Below are 18369 nucleotides of genomic sequence, written 5' to 3'. Positions count from 1 at the left end.
CGACCCCCACGCCGCCGGCCGCGGCGAGGCCGAGCAATGCCCGGCGGTTCAAGCCTCGTGCGGCCGACTGCTCCGCATCCGTCGTATCGGATCCCGGCTGCACCCCGGATGTCGTCTTCGTCCCCCGTTTGAGCATTGCTCCCCCTCAGTCGTACCCGAAGCCTAGCCAGTCTCTCCATCGCGCGAGTACCGCCGTCGCTCGACCTGCGATCACCCTTCGAACGGATGGTGAATCTGCCTTCCCCTACCCTCCCGACCGGTTCGGTGCCACGCTTTACCAGCGACGGAGGGGGGATGCATGGACAAGGTGCTGTGGTGGGCGGAGTATCTGTCGGACGAGCTCGACGGATGCGCCGAGGTCGTCTACGAAGCGCGGGCCGAACCCGGGGCGGTCTACTGTCCGGGCGAGAGCGGCGCTCGGGCGGTCGTCACGGTGACGCCGAGCCGCTCGCAGGGCCTCCCCTTCACCGTCAGGGCGGGTGGTCCCGACGTGCCCACGATCTCGTTCGGGAACGTCACCGAGGTTCGGTGCTTCGGGTTTCCCCCCACCGCGAAGACCGCCGGTCTGGATCCCTCGAACCATCTGGGCGTCCTGGTCGCCGCGCTCGTCAGCGACGGAGCGGCACTCGTGAAACGCACCGGCCGGCGACAGATCCTCGTGCTCGGCCCCCTCGACGGGCACCCGGAGCTGGCCGCGCGTCCCGTCATCCAGAGCTGGTCGCCCTTTGCCGAGCACTACGGAACGATGAGCATGTTCCGCCGGCCCCCTGACTACGACGGACTCCCGCCGGCCGCGTTCGCCGTGCCCGTGAACCTCGGATCCATCCCGCGCCGCACCTAGACGTGTCGCGGTCGCGCCGGCATCCGGCCCTCGGAGGGAGTTCTCCCCATCACGCCACGAAGGGGTGCCCGGGAAATCGGGCACCCCTTCTTCTGTTCCGTGGGTTCGTGCTACCCGGGCGCTAGCTCGTGAGCGTCTTCTGCTCGTCCACCGGCGACGGGCTCTGCACCTGGATCTTGCGAGGCTTGGCCTTCTCGCTCACCGGGATGATGACGCTCAGCACCCCGTTGTCGTAGCTGGCCGAGATGCCCGCGGTGTCCACGCCCTCGCCGATGCTGAACTGACGCAGGTAGCTGCCGGCCGGACGCTCCTGCGTCAGCCACTTCGCGCCTTCCGCCGTCCCCGCCGTGCGCTGCGCGCGGATGGTGAGGAGCTGCCCGTCGACGTCCACATCCACCGACCCCGGGTCGACCCCGGGGAGATCGGCGTTCAGCACGTACCGATCCGCATCCCGGTACAGGTCTACGGGCATCACCCGCGGTCCGGGCCGGGACTGGAGCAGGCTGCCGGCGAGACGGTCCAGCTCGCTGAAAGGGTCAAAAGTCATAGCCATGATGAAAGATCTCCTTCCGGTAGAACATGAGTCGATGTGACTCAACTAGGAAGAATTTAGCACTCGCGATCAGAGAGTGCCAAAGGAGATGTCTGAGAAATCGCTCGGAAATCGATGGAGTACGGCCGGCGGACCCGCCGCTTCACGGCACCCGGATCGTCAGGCCGTGGTGGTGCACGGAGAGGGCCGCGCCGGTCACGAGCCCGTGCGGGTCGCCGTCGAGCTGGATCTCCTGCGGTGTCTCCAGGCGCACCTGGAGCCGGGTGGCCTGGGCCCACTGGATGGCTCGAGGCCTCGGCGTGAGGCGGGCGATCAGCCGCCCGAACCGGGTGCGGTGCAGCACCCGGTTGAAGGTGAGCCGGTAGCCGATGTTCGTCCACCCCGGTCCGCGTCCCGGCCGGAAGACGACCGCATCCAGCAATCCGTCATCGATCACGGCATCGGGAAGAAGGAGGAGCCCGGCAGGAAGGCTGCCGGAGTTCCCCACGATCACGGTGTGAGCACGGGTGCTGACCTCCGCCCGGTCGTCGAGCCGGTAGACCATGTCGAACTGCCTGTTGCCCAGCACACTGCGGGCGATCGGGTCGGAGTAGGCCAGCCAGCCGATGCGCTTCTTCAGCCGCTCATTGGTGTGAGCCGCCATGTGGGCATCCACCCCGATACCGGCCATCACCAGGAACGCGTGCCGCGACTCGGCGCCGTCGACGCGGTGAAGCACAGCTGTTCCCACGTCGACCGGCCGATCGTCTCCCGTGAATGCGGTGCTCACGGATGCTGCGAGGTCGTTCAGCGGGAGCCCGAGCTCGCGCGCGAACAGGTTGGCCGTGCCGGTCGGAAGCAACCCCAGAGGGATTCCACTCCCGGTGAGGGCCTCGACCGCAGCGCGGAGAGTGCCGTCGCCGCCGGCGACCAGGATCACCGCGGCGCCCGATCGGGCCGCCGCCTCGGCCGCCGACCGGCCGTCGTCGTCCTTGCTGGTCTCGAACCAGGCAGAGGGCCCCCAGCCCGAGACGGACTCCTCGACGCCCACGACCTTGCGAAGAGCCGCGACGTCGACCTTCGCAGGGTTGAACACCACGGCCGCTCGAGGAGCGGGCACCATCCGGTCGGACCCTTCGTTCACCGCAATACCGTAACAACCGGCCCGGATCCCGAGCGAATCAGCAGGGGCACCAGGCGAACGAAGACGACCATGCCGACCAGTTCGACGAGGGTCTGGGTGACGATCGCGAGCGGGGCGATCTCCAGCGGTGCCGGCAGCGCCAGCGCGAGGGGGAGGACGACGAGCGAGTTCCGGGTCGATCCGCTGAACACCACGGCTCGGATGCCGGCGGGATCCAGGCGCGCTGCCTTGCCGGCGGCGAGTCCGACGAACAGCATGACGACAAGGAACGCCGCGTAGATCGGGACGACCCGGATCAGAGCGACGGCCTGGCCGCCGACCGCGGCGATCTGGGAGCCGATCACGGTCGCGAGGGTGAGCATCATGAGGGGCACCATCGCGGATGCCAGGACGTGCTCGATCGCGCGGCCGGCGCGATGGCGGCGGGCGATCGCCTGCACGATGGCGGCGGCCGAGAGCGGAGCGACGATCAGCATCAGGAACGCCTCGGCGAACGGCTCGACGTCGATCAGCTCGACCGCAGCGCTACCGGCGAACAGCAGCAGGTACAGCGGGAGCAGCACGATCTGCAGAAGCATCAGCAAAGGTGCGGCGGCGAGAAGGCGCGCCTTGGCGCCGCCGGCGAGGCCCGTGAACACGATCACGTAGTCGATGCACGGCGTCAGCAGTACGAGCAGCACGCCGAGGAGCAGGCCGCGATCGTCGGCTACGAACCGCGACAATCCGAGCACCACCAGAGGCACGATGACGAAATTGACCGCCAGCACCGTTCCGAGGAACCGGATGTCCCGGAACGAGCGCCCGACCTCGATCAGAGGCACCCCGAGGAACGTCGCGAACAGCAGCAGCGCCAGCACCGGGTTGATGGCGACCGTCAGGGCCGGTGCGACCGCCGGCGCGAGCGACCCGACGAGCCCGCCCAGGATGATCGCGGCGACGTAGAGCGGCACCTGGCGGCGGTCCCACCACTCCACGATCCTCGTCACCCGGCTCAGCCTAGGGCGGTCGGCCCGCCGGTTCAGCACCCGTCAGTTCAGTGCAGGGGTGTCTTCGGGAATCACGCCGGTGCCGTACAGATCGGTGGCCAGGTCGCGCAGTGCCCGCAGGGCGACGCGCTGGGTGAGCGGGCCGTAGGAGATCCGGGCCACGCCGAGCGCTTCGTACTCGGCCGCGGCGAGAGCGCCGGGAAGGCCGATCACCGAGAGCTTGCCGGCGCCGAGCCCGTCGACGAGACGTTCCACCACCTCACGCTTGACCGCGCCGGGCACGAAGACCAGGGGCGCACCCGCGTCGAGGAACGCCTTACCGCGGGCGATGGCATCCGCGATGCTGTCGTCGAGCGGGCGGTCGCCGCCGCGCGCGATCGCGTCGGTGCGGGCGTTCAGCTGGAAGGCGACGCCCTCCTGCTCCGCCGCCTTGACGATGGCGGCGACGCGCGCCACCGACTCGTCGAAGGGGCGCAGCCGGTCTTCCACGTTCGCGCCCACGATGCCCAGGCCGATCGCCCGTCGGATGGTCTCGGCCGGGTCGGCGTATCCGTCGTCCAGGTCGGCGGTCACGGGCAGGTCGACGGCGTCGACCACGGTCTTGGCACCTGCGAGGGCGAGATCCAGCGACATCCCGCCGTCGTCATAGCCGTAGGAGGCGGCGATCGAGTGGCCCGCCGTGGCGATGGCCTTCGTCTCGGGAAGGGCGGCGACGGTCTTGGCGCTGATCGCGTCCCACACGTTCACCACGCGCAAGATCTCGGGTGCCTCGTGCAGGCTCTTCAGCTGCAGGGCGCGGTCGTTCGTGGAGGTGCTCATTCGGGGTTCTCTTCCTGTGTCTCGTGATCGGTGTACGCGGTGTCGGTGTTCGCGGTGTCGGCCGGCCGCTCGACCCACCAGTCGGTGTAGCTCGTCGCGCGGCCGTCCGGGGCAAACCGGATGACCCAGAGGTTGTCGTACACCGGCCCTGCCGCGTAGCGGGACACCGCGCGGACGATCGCGACCTCCGGTGTCTCGGCCACGGTCTCCCACTCGAACGCGGTGTCACCCGGCTCGTCGCGGGCCGCCAGCCAGCCGGCGACGATGGCGTCGTGGCCGTGCCACGGATGCTGATGCGGGGCCTCGAAATAGTCCGCGTCGTCGGTGAAGAGGGCCGTGATGTCGGCCGGATCGTTGCTCTCCCAGGCGCGCCGGTAGCCCCGGATCCAGCTGGCGAGGCGGTCGCTTCCCTGGGTTCGGTCGGTCATGGGCTCACTCTGCCCCGGTGGCGGCCGAGCGGCAACACGGTCGGCTTCGAACATCCTGTGCAGTCGGGAACTATTCCAGCAGAACGAGTGTTCTGGTAAGTGACGCCGCAGCCAGCGGCGCAGAATCGAGGAGTCAACGTGACCAAGGACTACCGCACCACCCCCGAGGCGCTCGCCCGTCTCACCCGCCAGCAGCGCGCGGTGACCCAGGACGACGCCACCGAGCCGGCGTTCCGCAACGAGTTCTGGAACGAGCACCGCGACGGCATCTACGTCGACATCGTGTCGGGCGAGCCGCTGTTCGCCTCCACCGCCAAGTTCGACAGCGGATCCGGCTGGCCGAGCTTCACCGTTCCGCTCGACCCGGCGAACGTCGTCGAGAGGAAGGACCGCAGCTGGGGCATGACCCGCACCGAGGTGCGTTCCGCCCACGGCGACAGCCACCTGGGGCACCTGTTCCCCGATGGGCCGCGCGAGGCCGGCGGCCTGCGTTACTGCATCAACTCCGCCGCGCTGCGCTTCGTGCCGCGCGACGAGCTCGCCGCTTCGGGGTACGAGGAGTATCTCGAGCTGTTCCCCACCACCACCACGACCATCGAGGAGAGTGCACGATGACCACCACCGAGAAGGCGATCCTCGCCGGAGGCTGTTTCTGGGGCATGGAAGATCTCATCCGCCGTCGCCCCGGCGTGCTCGACACGCGCGTCGGCTACACGGGCGGTGACGTGGCGAACGCCACCTACCGCCATCACGGCACGCATGCCGAGGCCATCGAGATCAGCTACGACCCGTCGGTCACCAGCTATCGCGAGCTGCTGGAGTTCTTCTTCCAGATCCACGACCCGTCCACCAAGAACCGTCAGGGCAACGACATCGGCACGAGCTACCGCTCGGGTATCTACTACACCGACGACAGCCAGCGGGCCGTCGCGGAGGACACGATCGCGGATGTCGACGCCTCAGGCCTCTGGCCCGGACCCGTGGTCACCGAGCTGAGCCCGGCCGGCCCGTTCTGGGAGGCAGAGCCGGAGCACCAGGACTACCTCGAGCGCTACCCGAACGGGTACACCTGCCACTACGTGCGCCCGGGCTGGACCCTGCCGCGCCGCGAGCAGACGGTCGACGCCGGCTGAGTCGTCAGCGCTGACCGGCGGCCGGTTCGTCGCGGGTGAGCGTGACGAACCGGTACTGGATGCCCGACTTCGACTCGTGGAAGCCGTCGACGGGGTCTTGGCTGCGCGCCCAGCCCTCGCCGACCTCGGGGGCTCTGGTGTCTCCGACCGGATCGAGATCCACTTCGGTGATCTCGATCCGGTCGGCCGTCCCGAGGGCCTGCCGGTAGATGTCACCGCCGCCGATGACCCAGACGGTCTCGTCCGCCCCGGTCCCGAGTGCCGCCTCGAGTGAATGAGCGACCTGAGCGCCCTCGGCCGTCCATTCGGCATCCCGGGTCACGACGATGTTGCGTCGCCCAGGCAAGGGCCGAAAGCGCTCCGGCAGGGAATCCCAGGTCTTGCGCCCCATCACCACCGTCGATCCGCAGGTCAGCTCGCGGAAGTGCGCCAGATCTTCGGGCAGGTGCCACGGGATGCCGCCGCCCTGGCCGATCACTCCACCCCGGGCCTCGGCCCAGATCAGTGCCACGCTCACGTCGGCGCCCTCAGACGGCGACTGCTGCGCGGATGGCCGGGTGGTGCTCGTAGCCCACGACCTCGAGGTCGTCGTAGGTGTAGTCGAAGATGCTCGCGCGCTCGGCCGTGATCTGCAGCCGGGGAGCCGGGAAGGGATCGCGCTCGAGCTGCCGGCGCACCTGCTCGACGTGGTTGTCGTAGATGTGGCAGTCGCCACCGGTCCAGACGAAGTCGCCCACCTCCAGACCCGTCTGAGCCGCCACCAGGTGCGTCAGCAGCGCGTAGCTCGCGATGTTGAACGGCACGCCGAGGAACAGGTCGGCGCTGCGCTGGTAGAGCTGGCAGGAGAGCTTGCCGTCGGCCACGTAGAACTGGAACAGCGCGTGGCAGGGGGCGAGTGCCATCGAAGGGATCTCGGCGACGTTCCAGGCCGAGACGATCAACCGGCGCGAATCCGGATCGCGGCGGATGGCCTCGATCACCTCGGTGATCTGGTCGATGTGCTCGCCCGTCGGCGAGGGCCACGATCGCCACTGCACCCCGTACACCGGGCCGAGCTCGCCGGCGGAGTCGGCCCACTCGTCCCAGATGGTGACGCCGTTCTCCTGCAGCCACCGCACGTTGCTCTCGCCGCGCAGAAACCAGAGCAGCTCGTACGCGATCGACTTGAAGTGCACCCGCTTGGTGGTGATCAGCGGAAAGCCCTCGGCCAGGTCGAACCGCAGTTGACGGCCGAACACGCTCCGCGTTCCGGTTCCGGTGCGGTCCGACTTCGCGGTGCCGTTCTCCAGGGTGTCGCGCAGGAGGTCTTCGTACGGCGTCGGGATGGCGTTCGTCATGCCACCGAGCGTAGAGGTTTTCGCAGCGCTTCGAGCGCCGGGGTGTCACCGCATTTCACCATCAGGATGTCGGTGCCGGGCGGCGGATCGAAGTACTCTGAGAGCGAAGAGAGGCAGAACCCCGGTGAAGCGCATCAACATCCTCTATGCGGGCAAGCAGTATTCGGTCTCCGGCCGCGACGTCGACGACGTCAAAGAGGAGATCCGCCAGGCCGTGGCGTCGGCGGAACCGACCTGGATGGAGGTGAACGTGGGCGAAGGCAAGTACAAGCGTGCCGACATCCTCCTGAGCCCCGGAGTGGACGTGGCCGTGATCGGGATCGATGCCGACGACTGAGCCGCGCTCGCCGCACCCGCGGCGGACGACGGAGTTCCGCTCGCCGGAACCGCTCTCGCGCACCGCTCCCGCGCTCGCCGGTGACCTCCTGCACGAGCAGGACTGGCAGTCGCTCACCTTTCTGCACTGGCGGGTCGACCCCGAACGGGTGGCGCCGCATCTTCCCCCGGGCACTCGGCCGGACCTGTTCGACGGATCGGCCTGGGTGGGTCTCATCCCGTTCCGCCTCGCCCACGCCACCGCGCCCGGTTTTCGCGCCCTCGGCCCGATCCCGTACGCCGGGACCTTCCCCGAGATCAACGTGCGCCTCTACTCGGTCGACGAGACCGGCCGGCGCGGCGTGGTCTTCTCCTCTCTCGAATCGTCGCGGCTGGCTGCGGTCGGCGCCGCGCACCTGCTCTTCGGCTTGCCCTACCGCTGGGCTCGGATGTCGATCGACACGGATCGCACGGGCCTGATCAGCTACCGCTCGGAACGCCTCGGCGAACGCGGCTTCGGCGGCGCACCTGGCCCGCACAGCCGGATCGACGCCCGGCCCGGCCGCCTGGATCGCTCCGACGACGAACTCGCCGTCTTCCTCACCGCCCGATGGGGGCTCCACCTCGCCCGCAACGGGCGCACGGTGTTCATCCCCAACGAGCACCCGCCGTGGACCGTCGTCGACGCCGAACTGCACTTCCTCGACGACGAGCTGCTCGCCGCAGCCGGCTTCGGCGAACTCGCCTCGCGCCCACCGGACTCGGTGCTGTTCTCGCCCGGGGTGCACACGGCCTTCGGCAGGGCGCGGCCGCTGCGCTCGCCCTGACCGGCCGCGCCGCTTCGCCGACCATAATGGATCAGTGACGTCAGCGACCCCCGATCTCGGCCTGCTCCTGGATGTCGACGGGCCGGTGGCCAGCCCGGTCACCCGCACCATCGCCATCCCCTCGATCGCCGCCGACCTCGTGTCGCTCGCGAACGCCGGCGTTCCGATCGTGTTCAATACCGGCCGCTCTGACGGTTTTTTGCGCGCCGAGGTGGTGGAACCCCTCGTGCAGGGCGGCCTGGCCGAGCACGCCCAGGTGTTCGGCGTGTGCGAGAAGGGCGGCTCCTGGTTCCGCATCACTTCCGCCGGCGTCGGTGAGATCACCATCGATGAATCCCTTTCTCCTGTGGTTGAACTGGCGACCGCGGTCGAAGATCTCGTGGCGTCGCGCTTCGCCGACTCGGTCTTCCTCGACCGCACGAAGCGCACCATGGTCTCGGTCGAGCAGCGCACCGACGTCGACTCCGACGACTATCTCGCGATGCAGTCCGACTTCGACCGCGCGGTTCTGGATCTGTGCAGAACTCTCGACCTGGGCGCGGTGTGGAGAACCGAATCCCATCCCGCCTCCGACGGCAGCATCAGCTACCGGCTCGATCCCTCGATCATCTCCACCGACATCGAGTCGTTCCGCGCCGGGAAGGCCCTGGGCGCCGAGCGCGCGCTGGCGCTGGTGGCCGAGACCGGAACTGTTCCAACCCGCTGGCGCACGGTCGGCGACTCCCGCGTCGACTACGCCATGGCCGGCTGGCTGCACGACGAGGGCTACGACGTCGCCCACATCGATGTGCGCCCGGCCGACGGCGTGCCGGAGACGGCCTATCCGGTGCTGACCGTCGACGGGGTCACCAACGACGCCGCCGGAGCCGTCTTCCTGCGTCGGTGGGCCGTCACCGTGGTCGAGGGCGGAGAGGCCGACGGCCCGCACTGACCTCGTTCGTTGAGCCTCGCCGTTCGCTGAGCCTCGCCGATCGTTAGGCCGCGCCGATCGCTCAGCCGCGCCGGATCCGGCTGACCCGCCCGTCGACGGCGCGCAGCAGATCGCCGGGTGCGATCTCGAGATCGAACCCCCGTCGCCCGCCCGACACGAAGATCGTCCCGAACTCCCGCGCCGCCTCGTCGAGCACCGTCGGCAGCCTCGTCTTCTGACCGATCGGGCTGATGCCGCCCACCACGTAGCCGCTCTTGCGTTCGGCCACCGCCTTGTCGGCCATCGCCGCGCGCTTGGCGCCGAGTTCGCCGGCCAGCGCCTTCACGTCCAGCTGATCGCGCACCGACAGGATGCCGATGCCGAAGCCGGCATCGGTCTCCACCATCAGCGTCTTGAACACCCGGGCCGGCTCCACGCCGAGTTCGCGGGCCGCCTCGGCGCCGAAGTCGGTGGCCGCGGCGTCATGCTCATACACATGGGGGACGAAGGGGATGCCCGCCTTGGCCAGTGCGAGCGTCGCCGCCGTCGAGGGTCCAGCGGATGCCCGAGCTGCCTTCTTGGCCATGGTCGTCTCCTCCTTCTGCCTGACCCGGTCGTCCCGTCCCGTGCCGTCAGGCCGGGGGAGCGGCTTCCCTGGGCTCCAAAGACAGCGCGGTGCGCAGGAAGGCCGACACGTCGACGAGTTCCTCGCTCGAAATCGAGTGCGCGTTGCCCGGATACAGCTTCTCGGTGACGGTGAAGTGCCGGGGCACGAAGGCGGCGGTGCGTTCGACGCCGGCGACGGGGATGATCGGATCGGCGGCATCCCGGCCCCAGAACAGCGGCGGACGCCGTTCCGCGAGCACCTCGTCACCGGCGACGGTGCGGATGGCGCTGACGCCCGAGAGGTCGACTGCGGCGGCGAAGCGCTCCGGCGCCGAGCGCATCAGCTCGATCGACATCATGCCGCCCTGCGAGAAACCGAGTCCGGCGACGGCGCTTGGGCTGCCGTGGAGCGCCTCGGTGCGATCGAGCCAGCCCAGCACGGCGTCGGCCGCGGCGCCGACGTCGGCGCCGGCGGGGCTCCCGGAGCCGTCGGGCGCCGCTTCGAGCGGGAACCAGGTCCAGCCTCCCATCCCGTACGGCGCCCCGGAGAGGGGTGCCCGCAGGGAGGCGAACACGATCCCCTCCGGCAGAAAGGGGAACAGTGCGGGCAGGTCGGCCTCGTGCGAGCCGCGGCCGTGCATCACGATCACCAGGGGCTGCGTCGTCAGGCGCTCCGCGATCTCGTCGCGGGGTGCCGACCAGATCACGGCCTCGTCATCGATGGTCAAGGGCGCAGCATCCGTAGGGCTCACCAGGCGAATCTAACAGCCCACCTCGGATGCGCCGCGACGACGGTTCCGGATGCGCCCCGACAGTGGAGTGCAGAACGCCGAGCCGGTACTCTGCTCGGCATGGAGCATCCGCAGCTCTTCGAACCGGGAGACCCGGTGCTCGAGCGCCTGCGCGCCATCTGCGCGGACTATCCCGAATCGGCCGAGGTGGAGGCCTGGGGCCGCCCCACGTTCCGGGCGGGCAAGAAGCTGTTCGCTCTCGCCGGGGCGATGATGGCGCGGCCGCATTCGGTGGTGTTCAAGCCCGATCCCGAGGAGCGCCCGGCCCTGCTCGAGCTGCCGGACGTTTTCGTGCCCCCGTATTTCGGCCCGTCGGGCTGGCTGGCGATCGACCTCCACGACGGTACCGACTGGACCTTCGTGGCCGAACTGCTCGACACCTCCTATCGCCAGGTCGCCCTCAAGCGCCAGATCGCCGCCTTGGACGCCGCCCCGCCTTCCCCGCGCAGCTGATACGACCGAGGCCGGCCCGACTCCGCTCAGGTCTGGCAGCTCGGGCACCAGTACGTGTCGCGCTCGGAGAGTGCGGTCGCGCCGAGCATCCCGTGGCGGATGCGTGTTCCGCAGCGCCGGCACGGTTTGCCCTCGCGGCCGTACACGTAGGTCTGCCGTCCCGGCCGCATGTCGCCGGTGGTGGTGCGCTCCACCCGGTCGCGGTTGGCGAGGATGAGCCGATGTGCGAGGGCGACCACCGCCGGCAGATCCTTCACCTCGCCGACGGGCCGCTGCGGCAGCACCCCGCGCAAGAAGCAGAGCTCGTTCACATACACATTGCCGAGCCCGGCCAAGGTGCGCTGGTCGAGCAGGGCGACGTCGATCTCCCGCGACTCCTGCGCAGCGAGCCGTCGCACGGCCTCCTCGGCGTCCCAATCGGGCCCGAGCACATCGGGCCCCAGATGCCCGACGACCTCGTCCTCGTCCTCCCGGCGCAGCACCTCCAGGGTGCCCAGATCGAAGCCCACCGTCACCCAGTCCGCGTTCTCCAGCACGATCCGCGCCTGGTAGGCGGGCCGCCGCCAACGGGTGCCGTGCCGGTAGATGTGCCACGAGCCCTCCATCTTCAGGTGGCTGTGGATGCTGAGCTCGCCCACCCGCGTGAGCAGATGCTTTCCCCGGGAGACCACCTCGTCGACGGTCTCTCCCGTCAGGTCGACCGCCGCATACTTCGGCACCCGGATGTCGCACACGGTGAGCGGCCGGCCCGCGAGAGCCGTGTTCAGGTGCACCGCCGCCCGGTAGACGGTGTCGCCCTCAGGCACGGAGCCGCAATCCGCGCGGAGTCGCCGTGAACCCGGCGGCCTCCAGCGATCCGCCCACCGCCGTGCCGAGCACGAATTCGCCGTTCACCCGCTCCACGGCGAGCTTGTCGACCCGCCCGGTCGACACGGCCTGGGCCACGGATCGGGCCGCACGCTCGAGGTGCTCGGGGTCGTCGCTGAACGACAGCGCCGATTTGCCGCCGCGCTCGAGATAGAGCACCAGCTCGCCGTCGACCAGCGCCACCAGCGCTCCCGCCTTGCGGCCGGGCTTGTGTCCTTCGACGCTCGGCCAGGGCAGCGCGGCGCCGTACGGATTCGCCGGATCGGTCGCCGCGAGCGTCACCGCCTCGGGAACGCGGTCGCGCCCGGAGCGGCCCACCGCATCCGGAGCGAAGCCGCGCAGCCGGTCGACCGTGCCGCCCGTGGCGAACTGCGCCGCCCCGAGCGTCTCCACGAAGTAGCCGCGACGGCAGCGTGCCGACTCCTCGAACTGGCTGAGCACCCGGTACACGAGCGCGAAGCCGCCGGGTACCCGCTCCGACACGACGGAGCCCCGGGTCACCACCCCGTACCGGTCGAGCAGCATCTCGGCCGTGGCGTGCGCGCGCAGGGTGGCGTCGGTGTTGGGCTCCGGCAGGAGCGACCAGCGCCCGCCGGCGGTCGGCGGACCGACCCGCGTCTGCATGGTGGCGCGCGCGAACGACCGACCGCGGTACATCCGAGCGCGCGGTGCCGCCCGCTTGGTGCTGTGCGCCGACTTGCCCGACCCCGTGAGGGTGCGGAGCGGGGCCACGGTGTCGTTGGTCACGAGGCCGGCCCACACCAGATCCCAGATCGCGGAGACGATCGCGGCGTCGTCGGGGGGTGCGACCACCTGCAGGGCGGCTCGGGACGCGGCGGCAGATGCGGCGGATGCACCCGATGCACCGGATGCTGCGCCCCCGGCCTCCGACACGGCCTGCTCCGATTCCTCCCGCAGCACAGCGGCTCCCACCTCGTCGGCCAGCGTGCGGAAGAAGTACGCCCCACCGCGCTCGAGCGCCCCGAGCAGGGCCCGGTGCACCGGGCCCGCCTCGAACTCCTCGGCCGGCGGCGCCGAGAACGGCAGGGTGTCGAGCGTGTGCAGGGCCACCCAGCCGTCGCTGCCGGGAAGGCTGCCCCGCCCCGACCACACCACTTCGCCCGCGGCGGTCAGCTCGTCGAGCATCGCCGGGCTGTAGTCGCGCACCCGGGCGGGCAGCACGAGGTTCTCCCAGGCCGATGCGGGAACGGGAACGCCGGCCAGCTGTTCGATGACGGTGAGCACGCCGTCGGCACCCCGGAGCGATCCGCCCACGTGCTGCCACGAGGGCAGGAAGCGGGCGAGCGTGGTGGCCGGCACCGGCTCCACCTCGTGCCGGAGGGCGGCGAGCGAGCGGCTGCGCAGCCGCCGCAGCACCTCGGCGTCGCACCATTCGGTGCCGCCGGCCTGCCCGAGGGCGACCGCCTCCACCGCCAGACCGCTCGGCCGGAACTCGCCCTCGATCACTCGGCGGTCGGCGGAGAGCCGGCGCAGCGCATCCGTCACCACCGCCACCCCCAGCCCGAACCGCGCAGCGACCTCCGACGCGAGGAACGGCCCGTGGGTGCGCGCGTAGCGGCTCACGAGGTCGAGAACCGGATGCTCGACCGGCGCGATGAAGGCGTCGGGCACCCCGAACGGGATGGGCACCCCGAGCGCATCGCGCAGGCGCCCGGCGTCTTCGATCGGCGCCCACCACTGGTCGCCGGCGAAGCTGACCCGGAGGGCGCGCTTGGAGGACACGAGCTCCTCGAGAGCCGCACCGACGTCGAACTCGAGAGATCGGGCGCGCACTTCCTCGGTGTGCAGCGGGCCGAGCATCCGCAGCAGGTCGGCCACGCCCTCCAGGTCGCGGGCCCGGCGGTCGGGCGCCAGTCGCTGCAGTTCACGCTGGGTGTCTTCGATGACCCCGGGATCGAGCAGTTCGCGCAGTTCGGCGCGCCCGAGCAGTTCGGAGAGCAGCGTCGGGTCGAGCGCGAGGGCGGCGGCCCGGCGCTCGGCCAGCGGACTGTCGCCCTCGTACACGAACGAGGCGACGTAGCCGAACAACAGCGAGCGGGCGAACGGCGACGCCGTCGCGGACTCGATCTCCACCACCCGGATGCGCCGCGCCTCGAGGTCGCGCGCGATCGCGAGCAGCGACGGGAGGTCGTACACGTCTTGCAGGCACTCCCGCACGGTCTCGAGGATGATCGGGAACGTCGGGTACTTGCGCGCCACCTCCAGCAGCTGCGCCGAGCGCTGCCGCTGCTGCCAGAGCGGCGAGCGTTTGCCCGGGTTCTGCCGGGGGAGCAGCAGGGCGCGCGCCGCGTTCTCGCGGAAGCGCGAGGCGAACAGCGCCGATCCGCCCACCTCGTCGGTGACGATCTGCTCGAGCTCCGCCGGCTCGAAGAGGAAGAGCTCGGCAGACGGCGGCTCGCTGTCGGTGTCGGGCAGGCGAACCACGATCCCGTCGTCGCTCGCCACGGCGTTGGCGTCGACCCCGAACCGCTCTCGGATGCGCCCGTTGATCGCGAGCGCCCAGGGCGAGTGCACCTGCATGCCGTACGGGGAATGCAGAATCACCCGCCAGTCGCCGAGCTCGTCGCGGAACCGCTCAACCACCAGCGTCTTGTCACTGGGCACATGACCGGTCGCCTCGCGCTGCTCGGCGATGAACGAGATCAGATTGCTCGCCGCCCAGTCGTCCAGGCCTGCCCGCTCGGTGATCTGCTGGGATTCGTCGACGGATGCCGCGGCCACCGTGCGGGTGAACTCACCGATCGCCCGCCCCAGTTCGGCGGGCCGCCCGATGCCCTCGCCGCGCCAGAACGGCAGCCGCCCGGGCTGGCCGAACGCGGGAGTGACGAGCACCCGGTCGTGCGTGATCTCCTGGATCCGCCAGCTGGTCGCGCCGAGCGCGAACACGTCGCCGACCCGCGACTCGTAGACCATCTCCTCGTCGAGCTCGCCCACCCGGCGCCCCGGGGCCGAGCGGGTGGCACCCGTGGTGGGATCGGCATCCGTCGGCTCACCGCCCACCATGAACACGCCGAAGAGGCCACGGTCGGGGATGGTGCCGCCGCTCGTGACGGCGAGTCTCTGGGCCCCCGGCCGGCCGGTGAGGGTGCCGGCATCGCGGTCCCAGACCAGCCGTGGCCGCAGTTCGGCGAACTCGTCGGACGGATAGAGGCCGGCGAGCAGATCGAGCGTGGCGTCGTATGCCGATCGAGGCATGCTGCTGAACGAGGCGCTCCGCCGCACGGTGTCGAACCACTCCTCGACGTCGATCGGCTCCAGAGCGCAGGCGGCGACCGTCTGCTGGGCGAGGATGTCGAGCGGATTCGCGGGGATCGACAGTGTCTCGATCAACCCTTCGGACATCCGGATCGACACCACCGCCGAGTGGATGAGGTCGGCCCGGTGCTTGGGATAGAGCAGCCCCTTCGACACCTCGCCGACCTGGTGCCCGGCACGCCCCACCCGCTGGAGGCCGCTGGCGACCGACGGGGGTGCCTCGACCTGCACGACGAGATCGACCGCACCCATGTCGATGCCCAGCTCGAGGCTCGACGTGGCGACGACGCAGCGCAGGCGCCCCGTCTTGAGGTCGTCTTCGATGATCGCCCGCTGCTCCTTGCTGACCGAGCCGTGATGGGCGCGGGCGAGCACGAGCTCGTCACCGGGGGTCGGCCCGTCGGAGGTGATGGCGACGCCGCCCGAGGTCTGCCCGGCCTGGCCCATCAGCTGGGCGGGTGGCCGAGCGGATGCGGCACCGGGAGCGTCGTCGGTCTCCTCACCCGGCCCCATCCGCTCGGCGAAGATCTCGTTCAGCCGGGCGGTCAGCCGCTCGGCCAGCCGCCTCGAGTTCGCGAACACGATCGACGAGCGGTGCTCCAGGATTCGGTCGACGATGTCTTCCTCGACGTGCGGCCAGATCGAGCCCTGCTCCGGAGCATCCGCCCCGGCGGCCGACCCCTCGAGCCCCGCCCCCGGATCGCGGGGCGGGATCTGCGTCATGTCTTCGACCGGCACGATCACGCGCAGGTCGAACTTCTTGGTGGAAAGCGGAGCGACGATGCTCACCGGTCGCCCGCCGGCGAGGAAGCGCGCCACCTCTTCACGCGGCCGTACCGTGGCCGAGAGGCCGATCCGCTGGGCCGGCTGGGCGAGCAGCAGATCGAGCCGGTCGAGGCTCACCGCGAGATGCGCCCCGCGCTTGGTGGCGGCCACCGCGTGCACCTCGTCGATGATCACCGTGGTGACCTCGCTGAGCGACTCGCGCGCCGCCGAGGTGAGCATGAGGAACAGCGATTCAGGCGTGGTGATGAGGATGTCGGGCGGGTTCTTCGAAAGCGTGCGGCGCTCGGCCGCCGGGGTGTCGCCCGAGCGCACGCCCACGGTGATGACGGGTGGCTCGGCGCCCATCCGCTTCGCCGTCTGGGTGATGCCCACGAGGGGCGAGCGGAGGTTGCGCTCCACATCGACCGCCAGCGCCTTCAGAGGCGAGACGTAGAGCACCGAGGTCTTGCGCGGCACGCCCGGTTCGATGGAGGTCGTGAGCCGGTCGAGTGCCCAGAGGAAGGCGGCCAGCGTCTTGCCCGACCCCGTCGGTGCCACCACGAGCGCGTGAGAGCCGCTCGAGACCGCCTCCCACGCCCCGGTCTGCGCCGCCGTAGGCGCATCGAAGGCCCCGAGGAACCATTCTCGGGTGGCGGGGGAGAAGCTCTCGAGCACGTCGCTCATCCTCTTATCCTCACCCAAGCCACCGACAACGGCACGGGCCACCGCACGTCGTGCACGATCGGCCCCGGCCGGCGGGTAAGAATGGACTATGAGCGTGCGCACCCCTGACCCCAATTCCGGCTGGTTGAGCGACAGTGAACTCGCGGAGGTGCGCCAGCGCCTTCCCCTTCTCTACGTCGAGGCCGTGCCGGTGCGGGTCGACGGGCTCGGCCAGGTGGTCGAGGTCGGCGTGCTGCTGCGGGTCGGCCCGAGCGGCACCATCGCGCGCACCCTCGTCTCCGGTCGGGTGATGTACGGCGAGACCTTGCGCGACGCGCTGTTCCGCCACCTCGAGAAAGACCTCGGGCCGATGGCCTTCCCGCAGCTGCCGGCCAGCCCGATCCCGTTCCAGGTGGCCGAGTACTTCCCGCTGCCGGGCGTCTCCGCGTACTACGACGAGCGCCAGCACGCGGTGTCGCTGGCCTACGTGGTGCCGGTCACCGGAACCTGCGAACCGCGGCAGGACGCCCTCGAGCTCACCTGGATGACGCCGGAGGAGGCCGCCTCGCCGAGCGTCACCGACGAGATGGAGGGCGGCCGCGGCGGCCTGCTGCGGGCGGCGCTGGCCTCGGTCGGCCGGCTGCTCTGACGGGACGGGGCATCCGATGGCCGAGGACGTCGAGCAGCGCAGCTTCGCGGATGCGGCCGAGTTCGAGCGCTGGCTCGTCGAGAACGCCGACACGGCATCCGGCGTGCGGATGCTGATCGCCAAGAAGGGCAGCGCGCACTCCACCGTCAGCCACCAGGAGGCGCTCGACGTGGCGCTTTGCCACGGCTGGATCGACGCGCGCCGCAACGCGCTCGACGACGACTTCTTCATCCAGAACTTCACGCCCCGCCGCCCCCGCAGCATCTGGTCGCAGGTCAACCAAGACAAGGTCGCGGTGCTCATCGAAGCCGGCCGGATGCGCGAGCGCGGTCAGGCCGAGATCGACAAGGCGAAGGCCGACGGCCGCTGGGAGGCCGCCTACGCGGGTTCGAAGACCATCGAGGTTCCGGATGATCTCGCGGCAGCCCTGGCCGAGAACCCCGAGGCGCTCGCGTTCTTCGCCACACTCAGCAGCCAGAACCGCTACGCGATCCTCTTCCGCGTGCACCACGCCAAGCGTGCCGACACCCGCGCCCGCCGCATCGCCGACTTCGTCGCGATGCTCGCCCGCCACGAGACCGTCTACCCCCAGCGCGCCCCGAAGCCCACGAAACCGTAGCCCGGCCCGCGCTCCCAAGCCCGTCTCCGACCCCGCGCCCTGACCCGCCTCCCACTCCTCTGGCCCTCCGAGGCATCTCGAGGTCATCCAAAACGAAGGAGTTTTTGCGCGACATGCCGAGCGTGGGTGCCTGACGAGCCGCGCGTCGGCAAAAACTCCTTCGTTTTGGATGCACGAGCCCCCCCGGACGGCCTGTGAAACGCTGAACGGCCCGCCTCCGAAGAGACGGGCCGTTGTGCGTGAAGCGGCGTGAGCCGGGCGACTAGCGGGAGCGACGCCCGCGGCCGCCGTCGGAGCCGGCCGAGAACGACGCGGCCGAGCGGCGTGCGCCGCCGCCGTTCGAACCGGAGGACGCACCGGCGCCGCCGCCCTGGCCGTCGCGACGGCTTCCGCCCTCGCCGCCGCCGG

20 protein-coding genes are annotated in these 18369 nt (G+C 70.4%); 9 read left to right on the top strand and 11 right to left on the bottom strand.

The genetic code is table 11. From position 1 onward, the window contains the following. The first annotated feature begins 298 nt into the window (after positions 1-298). Complete coding sequence (locus Q0D75_RS19240; protein ID WP_291057186.1) at positions 299-841, top strand: hypothetical protein; 543 nt, start codon at positions 299-301, stop codon at positions 839-841. A 121-nt stretch (positions 842-962) separates the two neighbouring features. Here Q0D75_RS19240 and Q0D75_RS19235 read toward each other — a convergent pair whose 3' ends face one another. From Q0D75_RS19235 to Q0D75_RS19215, 5 genes are all read right to left on the bottom strand, one after another. Next, entirely contained in the window at positions 963-1394 is a 432-nt protein-coding gene (locus tag Q0D75_RS19235) for an Hsp20/alpha crystallin family protein (RefSeq protein WP_291057184.1), read from the bottom strand. 142 nt (positions 1395-1536) lie between these two features. Beyond that, complete coding sequence (locus tag Q0D75_RS19230; protein WP_291057182.1) at positions 1537-2517, bottom strand: diacylglycerol kinase family protein; 981 nt, start codon at positions 2515-2517, stop codon at positions 1537-1539. Further along, the gene (locus Q0D75_RS19225; protein ID WP_291057180.1) at positions 2514-3503 is read right to left on the bottom strand and encodes a bile acid:sodium symporter; all 990 of its coding nucleotides are present in this window, start codon (positions 3501-3503) and stop codon (positions 2514-2516) included. Before Q0D75_RS19225 ends, Q0D75_RS19230 begins: the two co-directional genes overlap by 4 nt. Positions 3504-3545: 42 nt before the next feature. Further along, complete coding sequence (locus Q0D75_RS19220) at positions 3546-4322, bottom strand: isocitrate lyase/phosphoenolpyruvate mutase family protein (RefSeq protein WP_291057179.1); 777 nt, start codon at positions 4320-4322, stop codon at positions 3546-3548. Further along, complete coding sequence (locus tag Q0D75_RS19215) at positions 4319-4750, bottom strand: nuclear transport factor 2 family protein (protein ID WP_291057177.1); 432 nt, start codon at positions 4748-4750, stop codon at positions 4319-4321. Before Q0D75_RS19215 ends, Q0D75_RS19220 begins: the two co-directional genes overlap by 4 nt. A 138-nt stretch (positions 4751-4888) precedes the next feature. Between Q0D75_RS19215 and msrB the strand changes: the two genes are divergently transcribed. After that, positions 4889-5365, top strand: coding sequence for a peptide-methionine (R)-S-oxide reductase MsrB (gene msrB, locus Q0D75_RS19210; RefSeq protein ID WP_291057176.1), 477 nt, complete (start codon positions 4889-4891; stop codon positions 5363-5365). Next, entirely contained in the window at positions 5362-5883 is a 522-nt protein-coding gene (msrA, locus tag Q0D75_RS19205) for a peptide-methionine (S)-S-oxide reductase MsrA (protein WP_291057174.1), read from the top strand. Before msrB ends, msrA begins: the two co-directional genes overlap by 4 nt. 4 nt (positions 5884-5887) lie before the next feature. Here the strand turns inward: msrA and Q0D75_RS19200 are convergent, their stop codons facing one another. Together Q0D75_RS19200 and Q0D75_RS19195 are read right to left on the bottom strand one after the other, a co-directional pair. Then, entirely contained in the window at positions 5888-6400 is a 513-nt protein-coding gene (locus Q0D75_RS19200; protein ID WP_291057172.1) for a dihydrofolate reductase, read from the bottom strand. 10 nt (positions 6401-6410) lie between these two features. Beyond that, positions 6411-7220, bottom strand: a complete 810-nt coding sequence (locus Q0D75_RS19195) for a thymidylate synthase (protein WP_291057170.1) — start codon at positions 7218-7220, stop codon at positions 6411-6413. 124 nt (positions 7221-7344) lie between these two features. Here Q0D75_RS19195 and Q0D75_RS19190 point away from each other — a divergent pair, with 124 nt between their 5' ends. The 3 genes from Q0D75_RS19190 to Q0D75_RS19180 are packed head-to-tail and all read left to right on the top strand — an operon-like array spanning position 7345 to position 9293. After that, positions 7345-7557 (top strand): hypothetical protein, encoded by a 213-nt coding sequence (locus tag Q0D75_RS19190; protein ID WP_291057168.1) that lies wholly within the window; start codon positions 7345-7347, stop codon positions 7555-7557. Then, positions 7544-8362: a DUF2071 domain-containing protein gene (locus tag Q0D75_RS19185; RefSeq protein WP_291057166.1), complete on the top strand. Its 819-nt coding sequence runs from the start codon at positions 7544-7546 to the stop codon at positions 8360-8362. Before Q0D75_RS19190 ends, Q0D75_RS19185 begins: the two co-directional genes overlap by 14 nt. A 34-nt stretch (positions 8363-8396) precedes the next feature. Further along, complete coding sequence (locus Q0D75_RS19180) at positions 8397-9293, top strand: hypothetical protein (RefSeq protein WP_291057164.1); 897 nt, start codon at positions 8397-8399, stop codon at positions 9291-9293. A gap of 61 nt (positions 9294-9354) precedes the next feature. Here the strand turns inward: Q0D75_RS19180 and ybaK are convergent, their stop codons facing one another. Together ybaK and Q0D75_RS19170 are read right to left on the bottom strand one after the other, a co-directional pair. Further along, positions 9355-9858, bottom strand: a complete 504-nt coding sequence (gene ybaK / locus Q0D75_RS19175; protein WP_291057162.1) for a Cys-tRNA(Pro) deacylase — start codon at positions 9856-9858, stop codon at positions 9355-9357. Between the two features lie 46 nt (positions 9859-9904). Beyond that, positions 9905-10606, bottom strand: a complete 702-nt coding sequence (locus Q0D75_RS19170) for a hypothetical protein (protein WP_291057161.1) — start codon at positions 10604-10606, stop codon at positions 9905-9907. 123 nt (positions 10607-10729) lie between these two features. Here Q0D75_RS19170 and Q0D75_RS19165 point away from each other — a divergent pair, with 123 nt between their 5' ends. Then, complete coding sequence (locus tag Q0D75_RS19165; RefSeq protein WP_291057160.1) at positions 10730-11122, top strand: MmcQ/YjbR family DNA-binding protein; 393 nt, start codon at positions 10730-10732, stop codon at positions 11120-11122. Between the two features lie 26 nt (positions 11123-11148). On the opposite strand, the gene Q0D75_RS19160 is transcribed toward Q0D75_RS19165, so the two are convergent. Both Q0D75_RS19160 and Q0D75_RS19155 read right to left on the bottom strand, forming a co-directional pair. Beyond that, positions 11149-11928, bottom strand: a complete 780-nt coding sequence (locus tag Q0D75_RS19160) for a DNA-formamidopyrimidine glycosylase family protein (RefSeq protein ID WP_291057158.1) — start codon at positions 11926-11928, stop codon at positions 11149-11151. Beyond that, a complete protein-coding gene (locus Q0D75_RS19155; protein WP_291057156.1) occupies positions 11921-16714 on the bottom strand; it encodes an ATP-dependent helicase in 4794 nt (1597 codons plus the stop codon). The genes Q0D75_RS19160 and Q0D75_RS19155 overlap by 8 nt, the downstream gene beginning before the upstream one ends. Before the next feature lie 88 nt (positions 16715-16802). Here Q0D75_RS19155 and Q0D75_RS19150 point away from each other — a divergent pair, with 88 nt between their 5' ends. Next, a complete protein-coding gene (locus Q0D75_RS19150; RefSeq protein WP_291057154.1) occupies positions 16803-17342 on the top strand; it encodes an NUDIX hydrolase family protein in 540 nt (179 codons plus the stop codon). A 16-nt stretch (positions 17343-17358) separates the two neighbouring features. Further along, entirely contained in the window at positions 17359-17961 is a 603-nt protein-coding gene (locus Q0D75_RS19145; RefSeq protein ID WP_291057152.1) for a YdeI/OmpD-associated family protein, read from the top strand. The last annotated feature ends 408 nt before the right edge of the window (positions 17962-18369 follow it).

Origin of the sequence: Herbiconiux sp. (genome assembly GCF_023264855.1) — a bacterium.
In the GTDB taxonomy this organism is placed as follows: domain Bacteria; phylum Actinomycetota; class Actinomycetes; order Actinomycetales; family Microbacteriaceae; genus Herbiconiux.
The sequence above is the reverse complement of the archived record's forward strand: the minus strand, read 5'-3'. Positions and strand labels throughout refer to the sequence as shown.

What these genes read in the sequence shown, in the direction of transcription:
- Q0D75_RS19240 (WP_291057186.1), top strand. Translation starts at nt 299, where the DNA reads ATGGACAAGGTGCTGTGGTGGGCGGAGTATCTGTCGGACGAGCTCGAC.
- Q0D75_RS19235 (WP_291057184.1), bottom strand. Translation starts at nt 1,394, where the DNA reads ATGGCTATGACTTTTGACCCTTTCAGCGAGCTGGACCGTCTCGCCGGC.
- Q0D75_RS19220 (WP_291057179.1), bottom strand. Translation starts at nt 4,322, where the DNA reads ATGAGCACCTCCACGAACGACCGCGCCCTGCAGCTGAAGAGCCTGCAC.
- Q0D75_RS19215 (WP_291057177.1), bottom strand. Translation starts at nt 4,750, where the DNA reads ATGACCGACCGAACCCAGGGAAGCGACCGCCTCGCCAGCTGGATCCGG.
- msrA (WP_291057174.1), top strand. Translation starts at nt 5,362, where the DNA reads ATGACCACCACCGAGAAGGCGATCCTCGCCGGAGGCTGTTTCTGGGGC.
- Q0D75_RS19195 (WP_291057170.1), bottom strand. Translation starts at nt 7,220, where the DNA reads ATGACGAACGCCATCCCGACGCCGTACGAAGACCTCCTGCGCGACACC.
- Q0D75_RS19185 (WP_291057166.1), top strand. Translation starts at nt 7,544, where the DNA reads ATGCCGACGACTGAGCCGCGCTCGCCGCACCCGCGGCGGACGACGGAG.
- ybaK (WP_291057162.1), bottom strand. Translation starts at nt 9,858, where the DNA reads ATGGCCAAGAAGGCAGCTCGGGCATCCGCTGGACCCTCGACGGCGGCG.
- Q0D75_RS19165 (WP_291057160.1), top strand. Translation starts at nt 10,730, where the DNA reads ATGGAGCATCCGCAGCTCTTCGAACCGGGAGACCCGGTGCTCGAGCGC.
- Q0D75_RS19155 (WP_291057156.1), bottom strand. Translation starts at nt 16,714, where the DNA reads ATGAGCGACGTGCTCGAGAGCTTCTCCCCCGCCACCCGAGAATGGTTC.
- Q0D75_RS19150 (WP_291057154.1), top strand. Translation starts at nt 16,803, where the DNA reads ATGAGCGTGCGCACCCCTGACCCCAATTCCGGCTGGTTGAGCGACAGT.
- Q0D75_RS19145 (WP_291057152.1), top strand. Translation starts at nt 17,359, where the DNA reads ATGGCCGAGGACGTCGAGCAGCGCAGCTTCGCGGATGCGGCCGAGTTC.